This window comes from Rhizobium sp. F40D2 (assembly GCF_051810745.2).
Lineage (GTDB): Bacteria > Pseudomonadota > Alphaproteobacteria > Rhizobiales > Rhizobiaceae > Rhizobium.
In genome coordinates this window covers 4,046,816-4,067,058 of sequence record NZ_CM131436.1, presented here as the reverse complement: position 1 = coordinate 4,067,058, position 20,243 = coordinate 4,046,816, and the positions used below count along the sequence as shown (strand labels likewise).

The following is a 20,243-nucleotide window of genomic DNA, read 5'->3' as shown; positions in this document are numbered from 1 at the left end:
CATGCAGTATATTGCTCTAATCACAATAGGTGGGGTGTTGTTTCATCCGGCGGGTTGTAATTTTGCCGCCAATCCTGAGGAAGCGGAACATGAGAACCATCCTATCCAGCGTTGACGCTGCGGGCTTCATGCTGTCGACTGTGACACCTATGCCGTCGATCTTCCGCCTGGGGCCAAGAAGGTCACGATGGAAGAGTTGAAAGCATTTACTGACGGCGGGCATGTGAAGGTCGAGATTGTCGATCTGGAAAAGCCCATGACCGCCGATCTTGTGTGGAATTGGAAGAAGGCACAATCACCGGTAAGGATGATGTCGGCGGCAAAACGATCGACGTGAAAACCAAACTCACATCCAAGGGCGATAAAGCTTGCTCCAATGGTAAGGGCGAAAAACCGAGCTGCCATTCGATCGATATCGACGGCAACAAGTTCTACGAGGTTGGCGATGATATGAAAGTTCATGCGGTCTCGACGGTCGGCTGACGCTAGCAGCAATCTGCTGCTTGCAGCCGCGGCTCGATTTGAGAAACTTGCTGACATATGGCGGTCGCAGTGGGCACGGCCCGCCAACAGCGGGGCCGATGTTTTTACCTTGGAGGTCCATGACGGATCTGCGCTGCTCGGATCTTCTCAGCGATCGAGGAAATGCTCGAAGTAGATCTCAGGGATCGGGTATGCGTAGACGCCTCTATCGACGAAGCCGTGTCTGTGGAGGCAGCTTCTGAGCGCCGCGTTGTAATGCAGGGTTTGCGGATCCGGTGAGCCGCGTCGCCAGGAGCTTGCCTCCGGCACACACCATCGGAGCGCTTTGTCGTATCGAGCCAGGAGGATCGGGTCGGTATCGACCCGGATGCCGCTGTAGGATTGATAGTTTAAAGGAGATTCCGCGGCCGAAATACAGCCCAAGCTAAGCGCAACGCCAACGACTGCTATCAATCTCATTGGATTTCTTCCCCCGTGATCGATTATCGAAGTAATCGAGCGGAACGTTATTGGTTTCAGTGCCTGTGGGCAAGGGGACGTGTGGCCTGCGGTCCGAACGGTGCATGTCCTGGATTGCCGACGCCCCGTGACAGATGAGCCTCTATCGCGAACCGCCGGCGCTCTTCGATCAATCCAGGAGATCGGCCGGTACTTTGCCGCCATTTTCCGACAGGCGTTTCATCAGCGCCTTGTGCAGCCACATATTCATTTTGGCGGAATCACCGGTGTCGCCGGTATAGCCGAGTTCAGTGGCAAGTTCCTTGCGCTCGGCCATGCTCGCATCCATTCCGACCGCTTTCATCAAATCCACGATCGAGTGGCGCCAATCGAGTTTCTGGCCGCTCTTTTTCACGGCCGTGTCGAGGATCGGGACGATATCGACATTTGCTGCGGCCGGGGTCGCGGCCGGCTTGCTTGGAGCGGGAGAGGCGGCAGGTGCCGGACTGGGCGCCGCCGAGGGCGAGACCGCAGCCGGGGCGGCCTGCGCCTTCGGCGCGCCTGATGCAACGGGTTCGGCTGCTTTCGCTTCCCCGAAGATTGCATGTTTGATCTTGTCGAAAATGCCCATTTTTGAACCTCCAATTCCATTAGATGAGAACATGCTGAAACATGGACTTCCTGCCTGATATATCCAGATGCAGGGGTTTGTTTTTGCGCATCGCAGTCAGTGATGGAAAAACCAGTTCCAATCCAATGTGCGGGCGATCTGCAAAACGGCTGCAAGAGATCAATCGCCGTCAATCGCATTGACAATTGCGTTTTGCTTGCGGCACTGAAGATCCCCGACGCAGCTCGGAAGGAAATACTCGGCCGGCGTTCCAGTCACGGCAGGACATGCTCGCTTTCGGCACAGTCGGGTCGGCAATTCGTATTTCAATAACCGTGAAAGATCATTGCACGCCACGGAGCCGACTTGCCGCGCAATGTTGTGAAACATTCGTCATCCCTTCACGTTGCCTTGCGATGGATGTCCTGCAGGTTGCAGGCGTCCAGACGATCGAAGGCACGCGCGTTCCTCGATTTTCGATTGCCGGGCAGATCGCCCGGCGAATGGAAACGGAGGAAAACATGACCCGTAATTACAATAGACTATCCCTGGCCTTGCTTGCATCCGCCTGCGCCCTGCTTGCCTTGCCGGCAAGCGATGTGCACGCCATCGATGTCGGCGTATCGGTTGCTGGCAATGCCGTCAGCGCCGATCTCGGTGCATCGCTTGGCGGCGGCAGTGGTGTCAGCGCCGATGCCAATGCTTCCGTCGGCGGTTCGAGCGGCGTCAACGCCGATGCCACCGCCAATGCCGGCGGCGGGCGCGGCGTCAATGCGGACATCAATGCACGCCTCGGCGGCTCCAGTGGGCTTGATACCGACGCCACGGCCTCGGTCAGACGCGGCAGCGGCGTCGATGCCAATCTCGCCATCGGCGGGGCAGGCGGCAGCAACAAATCCGCGGCTGACGGTAACCTCAGCGCATCGCAGGCCCGCGTCCTCGACGACTTCCGGTCGAGACCGGTCAATGAGCAACGCAAGATGCTCGTCCGTTGCGCTGATATCTCATCGCCTGACGGCTCGGCCTCAGGCGGTTCCGATTCCGGGCTTGCCGGTCTCTGCAGCCTGCTGCAGGCGTCAGCCTCGCACTGAACGTGAAAGACCCGCCGAACCGTAAGGCACGGCGGGTCTCAAATAGCTTCAACCCTCCAGCCCATGCAGGATCTGGCCTAATGCAGGATCTGGCTGAGGAACAGCTTGGTGCGTTCGTGCTGCGGTTTGTCGAAGAACTCGGCCGGCGAATTCTGCTCGACGATCTGACCCTGGTCCATGAAGATGACGCGGTTGGCGACCTGGCGGGCAAAGCCCATTTCATGGGTGACGCAGAGCATGGTCATGCCTTCCTCGGCAAGACCCACCATCGTGTCGAGCACTTCCTTGATCATCTCGGGATCGAGCGCCGAGGTCGGCTCGTCGAACAGCATGATCTTAGGGTTCATGCACAACGACCGGGCGATTGCCACGCGCTGCTGCTGACCGCCGGAAAGCTGTCCTGGATATTTGTTGGCCTGCTCGGGGATCTTGACGCGCTTCAGAAAGTGCATGGCGACTTCTTCCGCCTGCTTCTTCGGCATTTTTCGCACCCAGATCGGCGCTAAAGTGCAGTTTTCGAGGATCGTCAGGTGCGGGAAGAGGTTGAAGTGCTGGAACACCATGCCGACTTCGCGCCGCACCTCGTCGATCTTTTTCAGGTCGTTGGTGAGTTCGGTGCCGTCGACGATAATGCGGCCCTTCTGATGCTCTTCCAGGCGGTTGATGCAGCGGATCATCGTCGACTTGCCGGACCCCGACGGGCCGGCGATGACGATGCGCTCGCCGCGCATGACCTTGAGATTGATGTCGCGCAGCACGTGAAAATCGCCGTACCACTTGTTCATGTTGATGATGTCGACCGCCACCTCCGTTGCGGAAACGGTGAGCTTTTTAGCTGGAGCTTCAGCCATGACTATTTTCCCTCATTCTTATCGTTTGTGGCCGGTATCGAGATGGCGTTCCATGAAGCCTGAATAGCGCGACATGCCAAAGCAGAACAGCCAGAAGATAAAGCCTGCGAAGATCAAACCCGTGATCGGCGTGACGGCGCTTGCCCAGTTGGCATCGGAGAAGTTCAGCTTCACAATACCGAGCAGATCGAACATGCCGATAATGGTGACCAGCGAGGTGTCCTTGAACGTTCCGATGAAGGTGTTCACGATGCTTGGGATCACCAGTTTGATGGCCTGAGGCATAATGATCAGCCGGGTCTTCTGCCAATAGCCGAGGCCAAGCAAATCTGCGCCTTCGAACTGCCCCTTCGGGATCGCCTGAAGGCCGCCGCGGATGACTTCCGCCATATAGGCCGACGTGAAGATTGAGACACCGATCAGCGCCCGCAGGAGTTTGTCCACGTTCCAGCCTGTGGGAAGGAAAAGCGGCAACATCACGCTTGCCATGAACAGAACGGTGATCAGCGGAACGCCTCGAATGACTTCGATGAAAGTAACGCAGAGCATGCGGATAACCGGCATCTTCGAACGGCGCCCCAGCGCAAGCAGGATACCGCAGGGCAAGGACACGGCAATACCGACAAACGACAGGACGAGCGTCACCATCAACCCGCCCCAGAGCGGTGTCTCCACCACTTCGAGGCCGTACCCCCCGTGAAGAAGCCAGAAGGCGATGATTGGCAGGGCGCCGAACAGAAGAATGGCGTTCAGACCCTTGCGCGGGGCCGACGGGATAAGCATCGGAACCAGAAGCAGAATGAACAGGATCCCGACGATCGCCGGCCTCCAACGCTCACTGAGCGGATAGCGGCCGAAGATGAACTGATCGTACTTGGCGCTGATGAAGGCCCAGCATGCGCCACTCCAGCCGTCAGGCTGGATGCCGCCCTGGACCGTCGTCGCGCAGAATGTGCGATCCGGCCCGAACCATACGGCTTGGATGAAGAGCCAGTTGACGAGATGTGGTACAGCCCATGCGATCAGCGCAAGAGCGAGGATCGTTAGGATCACGTCCTTCGGGGTAGCAAGGAGATTACGGCGTATCCAGGCGCCGGCGCCCCCTTTCTCCGCGCGGAGGCGGCTCGGCGGTTAGGATTGACGTTCTGACGAAGGGTTTATCGGTGATGGACATTTTATCTCTCCACCAGCGCCATTTTGGCATTGAACCAATTCATGAACAGCGACGTGAGAATGCTCAAGCTGAGATAGACGATACCCCAGATGCAAACGATCTCGATCGCTTGACCGCTCTGGTTGAGGATCGTGCCGCCGACGGCAACGAGATCAGAAAAGCCGATCGCGATGGCGAGTGAGGAGTTCTTGGTCAGGTTCAAATACTGGCTGGTCAGCGGCGGGATGATTATGCGCAGCGCCTGTGGCACCACGACAAGTCTCGTCACGCTCGATGGATGCAGTCCCAGCGCGCCGGCTGCCTCGGATTGTCCCTTCGGAACGCCGCGAATGCCGCCGCGAACGATCTCGGCGATGAACGAGGCGGTATAAAAGGACAGAGCGAGAAACAGCGACATGAATTCGGGGCCAACGACGGAGCCGCCCGTCAGGTTGAACTTTCCGGCGACGGGAACGTCGAAAGTTAGCGGAAAGCCCGAGACAACGAAGACCAGCAAAGGCAAGCCGACGATCAGCGCGATGGACGCCCACACCGTGTGGAACGGCTGGCCGGTTGCAGCCTGGCGCTTATGGGCCCAGCGTGCCATGACAATGGCGGCAACAATCCCGATCACCAGGGCGATACCGACCGCTATCATGCCGGTCTCGAAGATCGGCTTCGGGAAGGCTAGTCCTCTGTTGTTGAGGAACATACTGAATGGCAGCCCCACCGACTCGCGCGGTTGTGGCAAGACGGAGAGAACGCCGAGATACCAGAAAAAGATGACGAGCAGCGGCGGAATATTGCGGAAGATTTCGACATAGACCGTGCAGAGCTTGGCAATAAGCCAGTTGCCCGACAGCCGGCCGATCCCGATCAGGAAGCCGATGATGGTCGCCGTGAATATACCGGTCACCGCCACCAGCAAGGTATTCAGGATTCCAACCAAAAGCGCGCGCGCATAAGTCGAGTCGCTTGAAAAGCTGATCAGCGACTGGCCGATTTCGAAACCGGCGCGACCGCGAAGAAAGCCGAAACCCGATGCCGTATTGCTCCGGGCAAGGTTCGCGGCCGTGTTGTGGGCCACCCACCACACAAACGCCACGAGAACAACGATTGTTAGAATCTGGAAAAATATGCTCCGGTATTTCGGGTCGTACATTGCCGACCGGAAAGTCCAGCCGGTGTCATGCAAAGGTGTCGAATCCACAGCCCCATGCGTCATGCCGCGCCAATCCCCTTGTGCCCGTTTTCGGGCTTTCTTTTTAGTTTTTGGAAGATGGGAGGGCGGCTTGGCCGCCCTTCCGGATTTCATGCCGGATTCTGATTAACGAACCGGCGGTGCGTACTGAATGCCGCCCTTGTTCCAGAGAGCATTCAAACCGCGGGCGATCTTGAGCGGGCTACCCTGGCCGATGTTACGCTCGAAGATTTCGCCATAGTTGCCGACGCCCTTGATAACGTTGTAGGCCCACTCATTGGTCAGGCCGAGATCGGTGCCGATCTTGGTATCGGTCTCGCTGCCAAGGAAGCGCTTGATGTCAGGGTTCGGCGAGTTCTTCATCTCGTCGACATTTGCCTGGGTGATGCCGAACTCTTCGGCATTGATCAGCGCATAAGCCGTCCAGGAAACGATATCGAACCACTGGTCGTCACCCTGACGGACGGCCGGACCAAGTGGCTCCTTCGAGATGATCTCAGGAAGAATGACATGTTCGTCGGGGTTCTTCAGCGTCAAACGCAACGAATAGAGACCGGATTGGTCGGTCGTGTAAACGTCGCAACGACCGGCGTCGTAAGCCGCGTTGACCTCAGGAAGATTTTCGAAGACGACCGGATTGTACTGCAGGTTGTTCGTCTTGAAGTAATCGGCGAGGTTCAGTTCCGTGGTCGTGCCCGACTGCACGCAGATTGCGGCGCCGGAGAGCTCAAGGGCCGACTTCACGTTAAGGCTCTTGCGTACCATGAAGCCCTGACCATCATAATAGGTCACAGGACGGAAATTGAAGCCCAGCGCCGTGTCGCGATTGATCGTCCAGGTCGTATTGCGCGAGAGAAGGTCGATTTCGCCGGACTGTAGTGCAGTGAAGCGTTCCTTGGCATTTGTCGGCGTGTACTTGACCTTGGTCGGGTCGCCGAAGACGGCCGAAGCGACGGCCTTGCAGAAGTCGACGTCGAAGCCAGCCCAATTGCCGGAAGCGTCAGGTGCGGCAAAGCCGGTGAGGCCGGTATTGACGCCGCATTGCACGAAACCCTTCGCTTTGACGTCTCCGAGAGTGGTGGCCGAGGCAGCCGAGGTGCCAAGAGCGAAAACTGCTGCGCCGATAGCGGCGGACAGGAGCTTGTTCTTCATTTTTTCCCAACCTTTTCCGTTGTCTTATATTTTCTTGTGGGGAAGTTCCGGCGGAAAAACCTGCCGCCCCCAATGTCTCGACACCCTCCCGGCGCGAGTACCCTATCACAGTCTCAAATGTCACCATGGTCAAGTGTCACCATCAATAATTGCGGCAAAATTTAGAATTTTGGTTGATTGCGCCGCATTCCAGGGCGGTTGGCTATGAAATAGGCGCCCGGTTGCGGAAAAATAACGCGAAATTCGGAAATTCCATCCTTTCTAACCGTTGCCGGCAACCCCTCGTCAAGGGGTTGACCGGAAACGGCGCGGCGTCCAAAAGTCTGATTTCGCGCTCCTCGCCAAAGGCTATTTCCGACATGAAAGAAAAAGACAGCTTGCTGCAGAATGCCGGCATCAACACCCGCCTGACGCATATCGGCAACGACCCTTTCGATTATCACGGCTTCGTTAATCCGCCGGTCGTGCATGCCTCGACGGTACTGTTTCCGAACGCGCTCACGATGGAGACGCGCTCGCAGAAATATACCTATGGAACACGCGGCACGCCGACGACGGATGCGCTCTGCGAGGCAATCGACGCACTCGAAGGCTCGGCCGGCACGATCCTCGTCCCGTCGGGCCTTGCGGCCGTTACCATTCCGTTCCTGGGTTTCGTCGCCGCCGGCGACCATGCGCTCGTCGTTGATTCGGTCTATGGGCCGACGCGCCATTTCTGCAACACGATGTTGAAGCGGCTTGGCGTCGAGGTCGAATATTACGACCCGTCGATCGGCGCCGGAATAGAGACGTTGTTCCGGCCGAACACCAGGCTCGTCCACACCGAGGCTCCCGGCTCCAACACCTTCGAGATGCAGGATATCCCGGCGATCTCGGCGGTGGCGCACCGCCACGGCGCCGTCGTCATGATGGACAATACCTGGGCGACACCGCTCTATTTCAAACCGCTCGATCACGGCGTCGACATCTCGATCCACGCATCGACGAAATATCCGTCCGGCCATTCCGATATCCTGCTTGGAACGGTGTCGGCCAATGCCGAGCATTGGGAGCGGCTGAAGGAAGCAAACGGTGTGCTCGGCATCTGCGGCGCACCCGATGACGCTTACCAGATCCTGCGCGGATTGCGCACCATGGGCCTGCGCCTCGAGCGGCATTATGAAAGCGCGCTTGGTATCGCGCAATGGCTGGAGGGCAGGGAGGACGTCGCCCGAGTGCTGCATCCGGCCCTGCCGAGTTTCCCGTCTCACCATCTCTGGAAGCGCGATTTCAAAGGCGCCAGCGGCATCTTTTCCTTCGTACTGGCCGCGGATGGCCCGGAAAAATCCAGGGCAAAGGCGCACGCCTTTCTCGACGCGCTCCGGATTTTCGGTCTCGGCTATTCCTGGGGTGGGTTTGAAAGCCTCGCATTGCAGGCCTATCTCAACGACCGCACCGTCGCCAAGGCCCCGACAGATGGTGCTGTCATCCGCCTGCAGATCGGCATCGAGGATGTGGTTGACCTCAAGGCCGATATCGAACGGGGTTTTGCCGCCGCAAGCGCCGTCGGACACGCTGCGCTTTAGGGCAGACGTAAAGCCCGGTAGCCGTAGATCCAGTCGAGGTCCGCCGCGAGACTCTGCGGCGGCTTGAGGCCGAGCACGAGATCGCGGCCGATCCGGATCGGCCCCTTCGCATGATAGGCGAACCGGTTGAAGGCGCCGCGCTGGCGAAGTTTCGCGATGCGTGGCGCGCGATGGCTTTCAAAGAGCTTTAGAGCTTCCGCCGCCGGACGATTGGAAAGAAACACGGCAAGTTCGTAGGCGTCTTCGATCGCCATGGCCGCGCCCTGTGCGGCAAAGGGCATCATCGCATGCGCGGCATCGCCGATCAGAACCGTCTTGCGGCCGTCCTGCCACGCGCCGGCGGAGGTTTCGAACAGCGGCCAGAACGTCAGATTCCTGTATTGTTCGAACAGCGAGATGATCGTCGCGTTCCAGCCGGAAAAGCGTGTCCTGAGCTCTGCGCGCTGCTTGGCCGTCGGTTCGCTTTGCCAGGCCTGTGGCGCGATATTGCCGGCGGTGATCGCCACCATGTTGAAGCTGCCGGTCTCCCTCAACGGGTAGCAGACGAGATGCGCCGACCCGCCGAGGAAGGCGCAAACGCTTTGCCGGTCGAGGAAGCCGGGCGCCTCGGTTTCGGCAATGGTGAAGCGGTAGGCGATATTGCCGGAAAAACGCGGCGAGGGGCTGCCCGGAACCAATTGCCGCAGCTTCGACCAGACGCCGTCGGCGCCGATGACGACATCGGCGTCCCGCTCGAAATCCGGCAGCGCCGATTCCATCTTGACGCCAAGGCGAAGGCGGCAAAGAGGATCGGCATCGACCGCGGCCAAAAGGGCTTTCTGCAATGTGCTGCGATGCAGGACGCCATAGGGAGCGCCCCAGCGCTGCCGTGCGAATGTGCCTGCAGGCACGGCCGCCAGTTGGCGCAGCGAACTGCCCGAGATCAGCCGGATCGTTTCCGGCTCGAGCCAGACCTTTGACAGCCCGTCAAGGATACCGAGTTCGGCAAGGATGCGCGAGGCGTTGGGCGAAACCTGCAGGCCGGCACCGACGTCGGTGAGTTCGCCTGCCTGCTCGAAGATCTCGGAGCTGATGCCCCGGCGCGAAAGCGCAAGCGCGGCGGTCAGCCCCGATATCCCGGCGCCGATGATGGCGGCATGTTCGACCGGCATTATCAGTCCGATCCGAAATCTGGACGGGTTAGGCCGCCTTCACGTGAAAAACGCAGCCGGCCGGGTTGGTCTGGCTCGGTTTGAGCGCGGAATTGAAGCGATAGAGCGTCGAGCAGTAGGAACAGACCTTCTCGTTGTCATCGCCCATGTCGATAAAGATATGCGGATGGTCGAACGGCGCCGAAGCGCCGGTGCACATGAATTCCTTGACGCCGACTTCGATAACCCGGTGACCGCCGTCGTTCTGGAAGTGGGGAATGTTGTGGCCGGCCATGTCGCTCTCCGAATGCTTGAAATCTGCGCGGACCTTATAAGCCTTCGCCGCAAATGTGTAGAGCCAAAGAGCCGCGCCAGGCACAGTTTTTAGCCACAGTTTTTGGCTTCACGATGAATGGCGGCTCGATTATGGTCGCGCCAAAAGGAAGGCCCGATGAACCTGAACACGCCCGCATTTTCAAGCTTCACCCATGACGGATTGCAGCTCTTCTTCTTCGATGAGGGCGATCCGGCCGGTGTGCCCGTCTTGTTGATCCACGGATTTGCCTCGACCGCAAACGTCAACTGGGTGCATCCGGGCTGGCTGAAGACGCTGGGCGATGCCGGCTACCGGGTGATCGCCCTCGACAATCGCGGCCATGGCGCAAGCGACAAGCCGCACGATGCCGAAGCCTATCGTCCGTGGGTGATGGCCGGCGACGCGATCGCTCTTCTGGATCACCTCGGCATCCCGGAAGCCAATGTCATGGGCTATTCGATGGGCGCGCGCATTTCGGTCTTTGCCGCCCTTGTCAATCCGCATCGGGTCCGCTCGCTGGTGCTCGGCGGTCTCGGCATTGGCATGACCGACGGCGTCGGCGACTGGGATCCGATCGCCGATGCGCTGCTTGCTCCCTCGCTCGAGGACGTCACGCATGACCGGGGCCGCATGTTTCGTGCCTTCGCAGAACAGACCAAGAGCGATCGCGTCGCCCTTGCCCTCTGCATCCGCGGCTCGCGCGATCTCGTTGCCCGCGCGGATATGGGAAAGCTCGACGTGCCGACGCTGATCGGCGTCGGCACGAAAGACGATATCGCCGGCTCGCCCCAAGAGTTGGCGGCGCTGATGCCCGATGCCGAAGCGCTCGATATTCCGGGCCGCGATCATATGCTCGCCGTCGGCGACAAGGTTTTCAAGCAGGCGGTGCTGGCCTTCTACGCTAAAGTCGCCAGCGAGTGACATCATCGTGATGCCGAGAACCCATTCTAAAAAACCATGGCGACGGCACCCATTTATGTTATTGGCGTTTTCCACTATATATTGGCATTCCGAAAACGGCATTCCTGTTGGCAACGAGGAGAGCGGCAATGGTCGCCAAGACTGATATTCGTGCTTTTGAGACAGGCCATCCGCTGAAGGTGATGGATCCCATCTGGGACAGCCTGCGCGAGGAAGCCCGGCTCGCCGCCGAACGGGACCCGGTTCTCGCCGCCTTCCTCTACTCGACAGTGATCAACTATCATTCGCTCGAGGAATGCGTCATCCACCGCATCTGCGAACGTCTCGATCACCCCGACATGCAGGCGAACCTGCTTCGCCAGACCTTCGAGGAAATGCTGCTCGATTGGCCGGAATGGAGCGCCATTCTGCGCGTCGACATCCAGGCCATCTACGATCGCGATCCCGCTTGCCTGCGTTTCATGGAAGCCGTGCTCTACTTCAAGGGCTTCCACGCGCTGCAGACGCATCGTCTCGCCCATTGGCTGCTGAACCGCGGCCGGCGAGATTTTGCGCTCTATCTGCAGAGCCGCTCTTCCAGCGTCTTCCAGACCGACATCAATCCGGCCGCCCGGATCGGCAAAGGCATCTTCCTCGATCACGCCACCGGCCTCGTGGTCGGCGAGACGGCTGTGATCGGCGACAATGTCTCGATCCTGCATAACGTCACGCTCGGCGGTACCGGCAAAGAGGGCGCCGACCGCCATCCGAAGATCGGCAGCGGCGTCATGATCGGCGCCGGCGCAAAGATCCTCGGCAATATCGAGATCGGCTACTGCTCACGCATCGCCGCCGGCTCCGTTGTCTTGAAGGCTGTGCCGCCGAAGAAGACGGTCGCCGGCGTTCCGGCCAAGGTCGTCGGCGAAGCCGGTTGTTCCGAGCCGTCGCGCAACATGGACCAAGTGATCGGCGCCGATATCTGATCGGCTGCCGGAAACGGATTGGGAGAAGTCGGCGGCCTCAGGCGGGGACGGAAATTGCCAAGTGGCAACCTTGCCTTTACACCGCTGCTTTTCCTGTGCAAGAAGCGGCCAATCAAGACCGTTTACGGAGATGACAGAGTGAAGCCAGAAGAAATCAAGAAGCTCGACGCCTATTTCAAGCGCACGCTCAACCCGCAGATCGTCGTCAAGGCGCGTCCGCGCAAGAATGATTCTGCGGAAGTTTATCTCGGCGAAGAATTTCTGGGCGTCGTCTATATCGACGACGAGGACGGCGACCGCTCCTACAACTTTTCGATGGCGATCCTCGACGTCGATCTCTGATCCGCTCGAACGCTTTCAAAGGGACCGAACGGCGCGATCCGTTCGGTCTTTTTTGTTTTCTGGCCTTGGGGTCAAAATTTATTTGAAGCTTCAGGTTGCGCTAATCTGATATATATTAGCAAAAACAGTTAAAGACGTACGTGCCCCGGCGCGCATCCTTTGTTTTATTATCGTAGCACAACCCATGGCTGTTTTGCAACGCACAAGACTACTTGACTATTTGTGCGTTGCAGCTACCCTGCCGCCATCCCACAGCCCAACGGAGGACGGTCATGTTCAACTTTGACGACGCAAACAAGAAGAGCAAGGAAGCCGTCGATACGGCGCTGAGAACCTATTCGGATACGACAAGGGGCTTCCAGGCGATCGCTGCCGAAGCTGCGGACTATTCGAAGAAGTCCTTTCAGGACGCGGTGACGCATTTCGAAACGCTGGCCGGCGTAAAGAGCTTCGAGGCCGCTTTCGAACTGCAGACCAACTACGTCAAGACCTATTTCGAAGGCCTCGTCTCAGAGACGACGAAGCTCGGCGAGATGTATGCCGATCTCGCCAAATCCGCTTACAAGCCCTATGAGGCGCCGATCGCTGCTGCCGTCGCCAAGACCACCCGGCAGGCGCCGCCGGCCACCCCCGCCGCTGCATGAATTGATTGCGACGGCGCAACCTGCGCTACATATTGAAAATTATGGACCGGCTACGCATCTGTAGCCGGTCTTTTTGTTTCCACTTTCGCTGCAGCACTTCCGTGGGATCGGCCGGGGACTTTTTTGGTCTTTCCCGTGCATGCCGGCCATTTCTTGATTGCAGTGACTGACAGGGGGCTTAAAATCGGCCTATTATGAACTAAGTTAGTGTTTCAGATATTCGGCGGGAAAAGCACCCTCCCATGCTCCGCCGGATCGCTTGAGGAATGAATGACAATGATCGCAAAGCCGATCCGGATGCAGAACGACAGCGATAGGAACGGCGAGAACGGAAATCGAACCTCGGTCATCACACGCACCAAGCCGAAGACCAAGAAGCCCAATCTCTACCGCGTGCTGCTTTTGAATGACGACTACACGCCCATGGAATTCGTCATCCATATTCTGGAGCGTTTTTTTCAAAAGGATCGTGAAAGTGCCACCCGCATCATGCTCCATGTCCATAACCACGGCGTCGGCGAATGCGGAATATTCACATACGAGGTGGCGGAAACGAAGGTCAGCCAGGTGATGGACTTCGCCCGGCAGCACCAGCATCCGCTGCAATGCGTCATGGAAAAGAAGTGAGGATCTGAACGTGCCAACATTTTCGCCTAGTTTAGAGAAGGCGCTCCATCAGGCACTGACCTTTGCCAACGAGCGGCATCACGAATATGCGACGCTCGAGCATCTGCTGCTCGCCCTGATCGACGATGCCGATGCGGCCGCGGTCATGGGTGCCTGCAATGTCGATCTCGACGCGCTGCGCAAGACGCTCGTCGAATATGTCGATAACGAACTCTCCAATCTGATCACCGGATATGACGAGGATTCGAAGCCGACCTCCGGCTTCCAGCGCGTCATCCAGCGCGCCGTCATCCACGTGCAATCGTCCGGCCGCGAGGAAGTGACCGGCGCCAACGTGCTCGTCGCGATCTTCGCTGAGCGCGAGAGCCATGCCGCCTATTTCCTGCAGGAGCAGGAGATGACCCGCTATGACGCCGTCAACTATATCTCCCACGGCATCGGCAAGCGCCCGGGGGCTTCGGAAGCGCGTCCCCCGCGCGGCGCCGAGGAGGAAGCCGAGAGCAGCAAGCCGACGGCGCGCGGCGGCGAGGAAGAGAGCGGCCCCAAGAAGCAACAGGATGCGCTTAAGGCCTATTGCGTCAATCTCAACGAGAAGGCCAAGGGCGGCAAGATCGACCCGCTGATTGGCCGTCACGCCGAGGTGAGCCGCACCATCCAGATCCTGTGCCGCCGCTCGAAGAACAATCCGCTCTATGTCGGTGATCCCGGCGTCGGCAAGACGGCGATCGCGGAAGGCCTGGCCAAGCGCATAGTCGAAGGCAAGGTTCCCGAAGCGCTCGCCGATGCGACGATCTTCTCGCTCGACATGGGCACGCTGCTTGCCGGCACGCGCTACCGCGGCGATTTCGAGGAGCGCCTGAAGCAGGTCGTCAAGGAACTGGAGGAATATCCTGGTGCGGTGCTGTTCATCGACGAGATCCACACGGTGATCGGCGCCGGCGCCACCTCGGGCGGCGCGATGGATGCATCGAACCTCTTGAAGCCGGCCCTGTCGTCGGGCGCGATCCGCTGCATCGGGTCTACCACCTACAAGGAATATCGCCAGTTCTTCGAAAAGGACCGGGCGCTGGTTCGCCGATTCCAGAAGATCGACGTCAGCGAGCCTTCGATTGATGACGCGATCGAGATCATGAAGGGCCTGAAGCCCTATTTCGAAGAATATCACCACCTGCGTTATTCCAACGATGCCATCAAGTCGGCCGTCGAACTTTCGGCCCGCTACATCTCCGACCGCAAGCTGCCGGACAAGGCGATCGACGTGATCGACGAGACCGGTGCGGCCCAGATGCTGCTGCCGCCCTCGAAGCGCCGCAAGCTGATCACCGAAAAGGAGATCGAGGCGACGGTCGCCACGATGGCGCGTATTCCGCCGAAGACCGTCTCCAAGGATGACGAAGCGGTACTTGCCAATCTCGAGCAGGAACTGCGCTCGGTCGTCTATGGCCAGGATATTGCCATCGAAGCCCTGTCGACCTCGATCAAGCTGGCGCGCGCCGGCCTTCGCGAGCCGAACAAGCCGATCGGTGCCTATGTCTTCTCCGGTCCGACCGGCGTCGGCAAGACCGAGGTGGCAAAGCAGCTGGCATCGTCGCTCGGCGTCGAACTGCTGCGCTTCGACATGTCGGAATATATGGAGCGGCACACGGTGTCGCGCCTGCTCGGCGCACCTCCCGGCTATGTCGGTTTCGACCAGGGCGGTCTTCTCACCGATGGCGTCGACCAGCACCCGCATTGCGTGGTCCTGCTCGACGAAATCGAGAAGGCGCATCCCGACATCTACAATATCCTGCTGCAGGTTATGGACCATGGCACGCTGACCGACCATAACGGCAAGAAGATTGACTTCCGCAACGTCATCCTGATCATGACGACGAATGCGGGTGCGTCCGAAATGGCCAAGGCGGCGATCGGCTTCGGCTCGTCCAAGCGCACCGGCGAAGACGAGGAGGCGCTGACCCGCCTGTTCACGCCGGAGTTCCGCAACCGTCTCGACGCGATCATTCCTTTCGCGGCACTGCCGACGGCTGTCATTCACAAGGTCGTGCAGAAGTTCATCATGCAACTGGAGGCCCAGCTTTCCGAAAGGAACGTTACCTTCGACCTGCATGAGGATGCGATCGCCTGGCTGTCGGAAAAGGGTTACGACGAGAAGATGGGCGCGCGCCCGCTTGCCCGCGTGATCCAGGACACCATCAAGAAGCCGCTTGCCAACGAAATCCTCTTCGGCAAGCTGAAGAAGGGCGGCGTCGTCAATGTCACGGTCGGCCCGAAGGAAGACGGAAAGCCCGGCATCGTGCTGGAGGCCATCCCGGATACGGCGCCGATCAAGCCGAAGCCGGAAGCCGAAGTCGTCCATCCCGACGCCGACGACCAGGGCGACGGCGAACTGAAGACCAAGGCGGCGCCCAAGTCCCGCGCCAAGACGGTCCCGCAGGCCGAGCCCGAGGTCCGCGACGCCCCGAAGAAGGGAAGCACGGTTCCGAAGGTTCCGCGCAAGAAGTAAAATTTGTCACTGAATTGGAAAAGGCCGCGTCACTGCGGCCTTTTCGTTTTCGCGTGCTTGTTAGGCGATAATTGACCTTACGCCAAAGCCGCCCGGATCTTTTCTGCATGGGCGGCAAGCACGGCACCATCTTCCATTTTGCCGGAGTGCGGCTTGAGTGCCGTGCCCTCGCGGCGCGGGATGACGTGGAAATGCAAATGAAAGACCGTCTGCCCGGCGGCCGGTTCGTTGAACTGGGCGACGAACACGCCGTCGGCGTCGAAGGCGTCCTTGACTGCATTGGCAATCTTCTGGACGACAGTAATCGCATGTGTGAGGGTGGCTGGATCGGCATCGAGAATATTGCGCGACGCCGCCTTCGGCACGACGAGCACATGGCCCGGCGCCTGCGGCATCACATCCATGAAGGCGACGGTATGCTGGTCCTCGTAGATGCGGTGCGAGGGAATTTCGCCGCGCAGGATCTTGGCGAAGATGTTGTTGTCGTCATAGGCGCTGGTCATCGCGAAATCTCCTCATTTCATCTTGATCGGGTAACGCCGCCGACGGGGCGGCGTCAATCCTCCTGCTGGCGCTCGCCCTTGCGGAACGGGCTGTGCTCGCTCAGCAGCTCGCTCATCTGTTCGACATCGGCGCGCTCACGGGCGAGATAGTCGCCGATCGCCCGGCGAAGCCCGGCATGGGCGACATAATGGGCCGAATGCGTCGTCACAGGCAGGTAGCCACGGGCGAGCTTGTGTTCGCCCTGGGCGCCGGCCTCGACCCGTTTCAGCCCTTTCGATAGGGCGAAGTCGATCGCCTGGTGATAACAGACCTCGAAATGCAGGAAGGGATGATCCTCGACGCAGCCCCAGTGACGGCCATAGAGCGTATCGCCGCCGATGAAGTTGATGGCGCCGGCGATATAGCGCCCGTCGCGCTTGGCCATGACCAGCAGGATGTCGTCGGCCATGCGCTCGCCGATCAGCGAGTAGAACTTGCGGGTGAGGTAGGGCCGGCCCCATTTGCGCCCGCCGGTATCCATGTAGAACTTGAAGAACTGATCCCAGATGCGTTCCGTCAGGTCGCGGCCGGTCAGCCAGTCGATGCTGATGCCGTTTTCGAGCGCGGCGCGCCGCTCCTTGCGCAACGCCTTGCGTTTGCGCGACGCAAGCGTTTCGAGAAACTCCTCGTGATTGGTATAGCCGTCATTGATGAAATGGAACTGCTGGTCGGTGCGGTGCAGATAACCGTCCATCTCGAAGACGCCGATCTCCTCATCAGGCACGAAGGTGACATGGGCAGACGAGATGCCGAGCCGGCGCACGACCTCCTTCAGGCTTTCGGCGATCGCGCTCTGGATCGGCAGCCTCTGCAGTCCCTCGGCGACGAGAAGACGCGGGCCCGTCGCCGGGGTGAACGGGATCGAGCATTGAAGTTTGGGATAATAACGTCCGCCGGCCCGTTCGAAGGCGTCGGCCCAGCCGTGGTCGAAGACATATTCGCCCTGGCTGTGGCTCTTGAGGTAGCCGGGCAGGGCGCCGATCAGTTCGCCACGCTCTGTCTCGAGCAGCAGGTGGTGGCCGAGCCAGCCGGTCTCGGCGCTGGCCGAATCGGACTCTTCCAGCGACGACAAAAAGGCGTGTGAAACGAAGGGGTTATAGGCAAGCGTCGGGCAAGTCTTCGATGCCCCGGAAAGCCTGGACCAGCTCTCCGGGGAAATCGCGGTGAAGGAGCGTTCTACGCGAATGGATAGTTCATCGGTCATGGGGCGGATGCGAAGCCTGTGGTAGGATGATCTCGGCTCTGCCTCAGTCTGCGCATGATCTTGGCCAAAAAGCGAGCGTCAAACCGCCACACGCGGGTCGAAGCCTTCGAAGGTCATCTGGTCCGCGTTGGCGAAGGTGTGCCGGCGCGCTTTTTCGTCGCGCACCGTCCAGGTGATGACGGGGATGCCCTTTTCACGTTCGCCTGAGATGAAGGCGTTCGGCAGGTCGTCATAATAATAGGAGATGAAATCGAGACCGATCTCCATCGCCTTGGCATGCGTCGCAAACTCCTCCGGCGTGTTGCCGTTGGCGGTAAGACCAAGCGGGTAGGGCGCGTCAAGCGCCTTCAGATCGCGCAGCAACCAGTGGTCGAAGCTCATCAGCGCCACCTTGCCCTGATAATCCTGAAGCACTTCGAGCACGGCTTCAGCGAAACCTTCGTCATCGGCCTCGCGGCCCTTCAGCTCCAGCACCAGCGGCACCTTGCCCTGGACAAGATCGAGAAGCTGGCGGAGCGTCGGCACCTTGTCTCCAGTGCCGCCGACGGCGATCAGTCCGAGCTCACGGGAGGTGCGCTCGCGAATGTCGCCCGGAAGATTGCAGAGCCGCTGCAGGTCCTCGTCGTGAAAGACGACCGGCACGCCGTCGGAGGCGTAATGCAGGTCGCATTCGATCGCAAAGCCCGCTTCGACGGCGCGCGAAAAGGCCGAAAGCGTGTTTTCCCAGACGAGTTTATTGAGGTCGTGATAGCCGCGATGGGCGACCGGCACGTCCCGGATCCAGGCCGCATTGGTCATTCCGCGATTTCCATGATAGCATCGATCTCGACGGCGGCGTTGAGCGGCAGGGCGGCCATGCCGACGGCGGCACGCGCATGTTTGCCGGCTTCGCCGAGCACGCCGGCAATAAGGTTCGAAGCGCCGTTGATGACGAGATGCTGCTCGACGAAGTCGGGCGCCGAGGCGACGAAGCCGTTCAGCTTGATGACGCGCCGGATGCGGCCGAGATCGCCGCCAAGCGCCGCCTTCGCCTGGGCAAGGATGTTGATGGCGCAGAGTTCGGCGCCGCGCTGGCCGCTCGCAACGTCGACGGTCTTGCCGAGATGGCCGGAGACGGCGATCTTGCCACTTTCGAGCGGCAGCTGGCCGGAGATGTAGAGAAGATTGCCGCTGATGACGTAAGGAACGTAATTTGCAGCAGGCGCTGCGGCTTCGGGCAGGGTTATCCCCATCTCAGTCAGGCGCTTTGCAATTTCATCCGACATTTTCGTCTCCGCTTTTGTTGTCAATTCTTCAAAAATTATGCATCAAGACTAGAATCTTTAATATGACAGGTTCGAGCCTCGATTTGGCCGAAAGCGTTCTTATAACATCGCGACCGAGTCCAACAGGAGTTAATGAATGTTCCGATCGAGTGTTGTCGCTCTGCTTCTCGCCAGCGTTTCCGCCAATGCATGGGCGGCTGCGCCCGCGGTAAGCGCTGCGATCGCGACCGGCCTCGTCGCACATCGCGCGGTCTACGATCTGGAACTGAAGGACGCCTCGGACCGCTCCGGCATTGCCGGCATGTACGGTCGCATGGTCTATGAGTTCGACGGCAGCTATTGCCAGGGTTTCACCACCAACTTCCGCTTCGTGACGCAGATCGACACCGGCGACAGCGTCCGCGTCAGCGACCAGCAGACGAAGACCTTCGAGAATCTCAAGGACGGCAAGTTCACCTTCGACACTAAATCCTTCACCGACCAACAACTCGACAAGGAGGTCAACGGTGCGGCTCAGGATCAGCCGGATGGCGTCAAGGTCGATCTCAAGCAGCCGTCGAGCCGCGAACTGCAGCTTGCCGAAAGCCGGTTCCCAACCGAACATATGCTCGACGTGATCCAGAACGCCAAGGACGGCAAGCGCTTCTTCGAGGCCCGCGTCTTCGACGGCTCCGATGACGGCGACAAGTCGCTGGTGACGACGACGATCGTCGGCAAACAGGAGACGCCGGTTGCTGAGGAGGCCGATTCCGGCAATGCCGGCGCCTTCTCCAAGACGGCCTTCTGGCCGGTGACGATTGCCTATTTCAACGAGAATGCAAAATCGGACGCTTTGCCGGTCTACCGTATGTCGTTCAAGCTCTACGAGAACGGCATCACCCGCGACCTGACAATGGATTACGGCGATTTCGTTCTGACCGGAAAACTTGCCAAGCTGGAACTGCTCGACCGCAAGGCCGAGGTCTGCAAGTAGGCAAGCTGCGACTCGCACTTCGATGACTGAGCGCGGCATTCGCCAGCCAACCATTCAGGTCTTCGTTATCCCCTATCCTGAGGTGCCAGGCGATTTCGGGATTTTTTAGGGTAAGCCTTGCTTTTGCGCCAAATCGAATGTATGGGCACCGCATTCCACACGTAAGGCATGGGATTGTCCGGGAGAAATCCGGATCGTTCCGCCCGGTGGCATTCTCGAAGAGGATGCTGTTCGCCTTGCGGAGGTTCAACCGGAAAAGGAGTACAAAG

At 59.4% G+C, this 20,243-nt stretch carries 22 protein-coding genes and 1 pseudogene; 11 read left to right on the top strand and 12 right to left on the bottom strand.

The annotated features are described in order from the left end of the window. Positions 1-187 precede the first annotated feature (187 nt). Together ACS4RS_RS19605 and ACS4RS_RS19600 are read left to right on the top strand one after the other, a co-directional pair. Positions 188-337 carry a hypothetical protein gene (locus ACS4RS_RS19605; protein ID WP_439009631.1) on the top strand — a complete coding sequence of 50 codons (150 nt, stop codon included), beginning with the start codon at positions 188-190 and terminating at the stop codon, positions 335-337. Further along, on the top strand, positions 334-483 hold the full coding sequence (locus tag ACS4RS_RS19600) for a hypothetical protein (RefSeq protein ID WP_439009632.1): 150 nt from the start codon (positions 334-336) through the stop codon (positions 481-483). Before ACS4RS_RS19605 ends, ACS4RS_RS19600 begins: the two co-directional genes overlap by 4 nt. 147 nt (positions 484-630) lie before the next feature. Here the strand turns inward: ACS4RS_RS19600 and ACS4RS_RS19595 are convergent, their stop codons facing one another. Further along, complete coding sequence (locus tag ACS4RS_RS19595) at positions 631-942, bottom strand: hypothetical protein (RefSeq protein ID WP_439009633.1); 312 nt, start codon at positions 940-942, stop codon at positions 631-633. A 169-nt stretch (positions 943-1,111) separates the two neighbouring features. Further along, a complete protein-coding gene (locus ACS4RS_RS19590) occupies positions 1,112-1,552 on the bottom strand; it encodes a DUF3597 domain-containing protein (protein ID WP_439009634.1) in 441 nt (146 codons plus the stop codon). A gap of 500 nt (positions 1,553-2,052) precedes the next feature. Between ACS4RS_RS19590 and ACS4RS_RS19585 the strand changes: the two genes are divergently transcribed. Then, the gene (locus ACS4RS_RS19585) at positions 2,053-2,622 is read left to right on the top strand and encodes a hypothetical protein (RefSeq protein WP_439009635.1); all 570 of its coding nucleotides are present in this window, start codon (positions 2,053-2,055) and stop codon (positions 2,620-2,622) included. Positions 2,623-2,699: 77 nt separating this feature from the next. On the opposite strand, the gene ACS4RS_RS19580 is transcribed toward ACS4RS_RS19585, so the two are convergent. The 4 genes and pseudogenes from ACS4RS_RS19580 to ACS4RS_RS19565 form a co-directional block, all read right to left on the bottom strand. Beyond that, positions 2,700-3,473 (bottom strand): ATP-binding cassette domain-containing protein, encoded by a 774-nt coding sequence (locus ACS4RS_RS19580; protein ID WP_439009636.1) that lies wholly within the window; start codon positions 3,471-3,473, stop codon positions 2,700-2,702. 18 nt (positions 3,474-3,491) lie between these two features. Continuing rightward, a pseudogene (locus tag ACS4RS_RS19575) lies at positions 3,492-4,647 on the bottom strand (amino acid ABC transporter permease). 1 nt (position 4,648) lies between these two features. Continuing rightward, positions 4,649-5,851: an ABC transporter permease subunit gene (locus tag ACS4RS_RS19570; protein WP_439009638.1), complete on the bottom strand. Its 1,203-nt coding sequence runs from the start codon at positions 5,849-5,851 to the stop codon at positions 4,649-4,651. Positions 5,852-5,953: 102 nt separating this feature from the next. Then, on the bottom strand, positions 5,954-6,979 hold the full coding sequence (locus tag ACS4RS_RS19565) for a lysine/arginine/ornithine ABC transporter substrate-binding protein (protein ID WP_439009639.1): 1,026 nt from the start codon (positions 6,977-6,979) through the stop codon (positions 5,954-5,956). 359 nt (positions 6,980-7,338) lie between these two features. Between ACS4RS_RS19565 and ACS4RS_RS19560 the strand changes: the two genes are divergently transcribed. Next, a complete protein-coding gene (locus tag ACS4RS_RS19560; RefSeq protein WP_439009640.1) occupies positions 7,339-8,544 on the top strand; it encodes a cystathionine beta-lyase in 1,206 nt (401 codons plus the stop codon). On the opposite strand, the gene ACS4RS_RS19555 is transcribed toward ACS4RS_RS19560, so the two are convergent. Then, a complete protein-coding gene (locus tag ACS4RS_RS19555; RefSeq protein ID WP_439009641.1) occupies positions 8,541-9,695 on the bottom strand; it encodes an FAD-dependent monooxygenase in 1,155 nt (384 codons plus the stop codon). The two genes, ACS4RS_RS19560 and ACS4RS_RS19555, sit on opposite strands and share 4 nt — an antisense overlap. 28 nt (positions 9,696-9,723) lie before the next feature. After that, positions 9,724-9,969: a zinc-finger domain-containing protein gene (locus ACS4RS_RS19550; RefSeq protein ID WP_003539274.1), complete on the bottom strand. Its 246-nt coding sequence runs from the start codon at positions 9,967-9,969 to the stop codon at positions 9,724-9,726. Between the two features lie 156 nt (positions 9,970-10,125). On the opposite strand from ACS4RS_RS19550, the gene ACS4RS_RS19545 reads away from it, so the two are divergent. The 6 genes from ACS4RS_RS19545 to clpA all read left to right on the top strand — a co-directional run bounded on the left by ACS4RS_RS19545 (position 10,126) and on the right by clpA (position 15,989). After that, positions 10,126-10,911, top strand: a complete 786-nt coding sequence (locus tag ACS4RS_RS19545) for an alpha/beta fold hydrolase (RefSeq protein WP_439009642.1) — start codon at positions 10,126-10,128, stop codon at positions 10,909-10,911. 128 nt (positions 10,912-11,039) lie between these two features. Continuing rightward, a complete protein-coding gene (gene cysE / locus ACS4RS_RS19540) occupies positions 11,040-11,873 on the top strand; it encodes a serine O-acetyltransferase (RefSeq protein ID WP_439009643.1) in 834 nt (277 codons plus the stop codon). A gap of 138 nt (positions 11,874-12,011) precedes the next feature. After that, on the top strand, positions 12,012-12,215 hold the full coding sequence (locus ACS4RS_RS19535) for a DUF3126 family protein (RefSeq protein WP_012557538.1): 204 nt from the start codon (positions 12,012-12,014) through the stop codon (positions 12,213-12,215). 272 nt (positions 12,216-12,487) lie between these two features. Further along, positions 12,488-12,859, top strand: coding sequence for a phasin family protein (locus ACS4RS_RS19530; protein ID WP_439009644.1), 372 nt, complete (start codon positions 12,488-12,490; stop codon positions 12,857-12,859). Positions 12,860-13,135: 276 nt separating this feature from the next. Then, positions 13,136-13,486: an ATP-dependent Clp protease adapter ClpS gene (clpS, locus tag ACS4RS_RS19525; protein WP_003586692.1), complete on the top strand. Its 351-nt coding sequence runs from the start codon at positions 13,136-13,138 to the stop codon at positions 13,484-13,486. Between the two features lie 10 nt (positions 13,487-13,496). After that, positions 13,497-15,989, top strand: a complete 2,493-nt coding sequence (clpA, locus tag ACS4RS_RS19520) for an ATP-dependent Clp protease ATP-binding subunit ClpA (protein WP_449313794.1) — start codon at positions 13,497-13,499, stop codon at positions 15,987-15,989. Positions 15,990-16,066: 77 nt separating this feature from the next. Here the strand turns inward: clpA and ACS4RS_RS19515 are convergent, their stop codons facing one another. From ACS4RS_RS19515 to ACS4RS_RS19500, 4 genes are all read right to left on the bottom strand, one after another. Further along, complete coding sequence (locus ACS4RS_RS19515; protein ID WP_439009645.1) at positions 16,067-16,492, bottom strand: HIT domain-containing protein; 426 nt, start codon at positions 16,490-16,492, stop codon at positions 16,067-16,069. Positions 16,493-16,545: 53 nt separating this feature from the next. After that, the gene (locus ACS4RS_RS19510) at positions 16,546-17,736 is read right to left on the bottom strand and encodes a GNAT family N-acetyltransferase (RefSeq protein WP_439009646.1); all 1,191 of its coding nucleotides are present in this window, start codon (positions 17,734-17,736) and stop codon (positions 16,546-16,548) included. A 78-nt stretch (positions 17,737-17,814) separates the two neighbouring features. Further along, the gene (locus ACS4RS_RS19505) at positions 17,815-18,534 is read right to left on the bottom strand and encodes a glycerophosphodiester phosphodiesterase (protein WP_439009647.1); all 720 of its coding nucleotides are present in this window, start codon (positions 18,532-18,534) and stop codon (positions 17,815-17,817) included. Then, positions 18,531-19,001 carry a RidA family protein gene (locus ACS4RS_RS19500; RefSeq protein ID WP_439009648.1) on the bottom strand — a complete coding sequence of 157 codons (471 nt, stop codon included), beginning with the start codon at positions 18,999-19,001 and terminating at the stop codon, positions 18,531-18,533. The genes ACS4RS_RS19505 and ACS4RS_RS19500 overlap by 4 nt, the downstream gene beginning before the upstream one ends. Before the next feature lie 136 nt (positions 19,002-19,137). Here ACS4RS_RS19500 and ACS4RS_RS19495 point away from each other — a divergent pair, with 136 nt between their 5' ends. Further along, complete coding sequence (locus ACS4RS_RS19495) at positions 19,138-19,974, top strand: cell envelope integrity EipB family protein (RefSeq protein WP_439009649.1); 837 nt, start codon at positions 19,138-19,140, stop codon at positions 19,972-19,974. Positions 19,975-20,243 lie beyond the last annotated feature (269 nt).

Excerpts from the sequence above, each read along its gene's own strand:
- ACS4RS_RS19605 (WP_439009631.1), top strand. The coding sequence starts at position 188 with ATGGAAGAGTTGAAAGCATTTACTGACGGCGGGCATGTGAAGGTCGAG.
- ACS4RS_RS19595 (WP_439009633.1), bottom strand. The coding sequence starts at position 942 with ATGAGATTGATAGCAGTCGTTGGCGTTGCGCTTAGCTTGGGCTGTATT.
- ACS4RS_RS19590 (WP_439009634.1), bottom strand. The coding sequence starts at position 1,552 with ATGGGCATTTTCGACAAGATCAAACATGCAATCTTCGGGGAAGCGAAA.
- ACS4RS_RS19585 (WP_439009635.1), top strand. The coding sequence starts at position 2,053 with ATGACCCGTAATTACAATAGACTATCCCTGGCCTTGCTTGCATCCGCC.
- ACS4RS_RS19580 (WP_439009636.1), bottom strand. The coding sequence starts at position 3,473 with ATGGCTGAAGCTCCAGCTAAAAAGCTCACCGTTTCCGCAACGGAGGTG.
- ACS4RS_RS19570 (WP_439009638.1), bottom strand. The coding sequence starts at position 5,851 with ATGACGCATGGGGCTGTGGATTCGACACCTTTGCATGACACCGGCTGG.
- ACS4RS_RS19565 (WP_439009639.1), bottom strand. The coding sequence starts at position 6,979 with ATGAAGAACAAGCTCCTGTCCGCCGCTATCGGCGCAGCAGTTTTCGCT.
- ACS4RS_RS19560 (WP_439009640.1), top strand. The coding sequence starts at position 7,339 with ATGAAAGAAAAAGACAGCTTGCTGCAGAATGCCGGCATCAACACCCGC.
- ACS4RS_RS19555 (WP_439009641.1), bottom strand. The coding sequence starts at position 9,695 with ATGCCGGTCGAACATGCCGCCATCATCGGCGCCGGGATATCGGGGCTG.
- ACS4RS_RS19550 (WP_003539274.1), bottom strand. The coding sequence starts at position 9,969 with ATGGCCGGCCACAACATTCCCCACTTCCAGAACGACGGCGGTCACCGG.
- ACS4RS_RS19545 (WP_439009642.1), top strand. The coding sequence starts at position 10,126 with ATGAACCTGAACACGCCCGCATTTTCAAGCTTCACCCATGACGGATTG.
- cysE (WP_439009643.1), top strand. The coding sequence starts at position 11,040 with ATGGTCGCCAAGACTGATATTCGTGCTTTTGAGACAGGCCATCCGCTG.
- ACS4RS_RS19530 (WP_439009644.1), top strand. The coding sequence starts at position 12,488 with ATGTTCAACTTTGACGACGCAAACAAGAAGAGCAAGGAAGCCGTCGAT.
- clpS (WP_003586692.1), top strand. The coding sequence starts at position 13,136 with ATGATCGCAAAGCCGATCCGGATGCAGAACGACAGCGATAGGAACGGC.
- ACS4RS_RS19515 (WP_439009645.1), bottom strand. The coding sequence starts at position 16,492 with ATGACCAGCGCCTATGACGACAACAACATCTTCGCCAAGATCCTGCGC.
- ACS4RS_RS19510 (WP_439009646.1), bottom strand. The coding sequence starts at position 17,736 with ATGACCGATGAACTATCCATTCGCGTAGAACGCTCCTTCACCGCGATT.
- ACS4RS_RS19505 (WP_439009647.1), bottom strand. The coding sequence starts at position 18,534 with ATGACCAATGCGGCCTGGATCCGGGACGTGCCGGTCGCCCATCGCGGC.
- ACS4RS_RS19500 (WP_439009648.1), bottom strand. The coding sequence starts at position 19,001 with ATGTCGGATGAAATTGCAAAGCGCCTGACTGAGATGGGGATAACCCTG.
- ACS4RS_RS19495 (WP_439009649.1), top strand. The coding sequence starts at position 19,138 with ATGTTCCGATCGAGTGTTGTCGCTCTGCTTCTCGCCAGCGTTTCCGCC.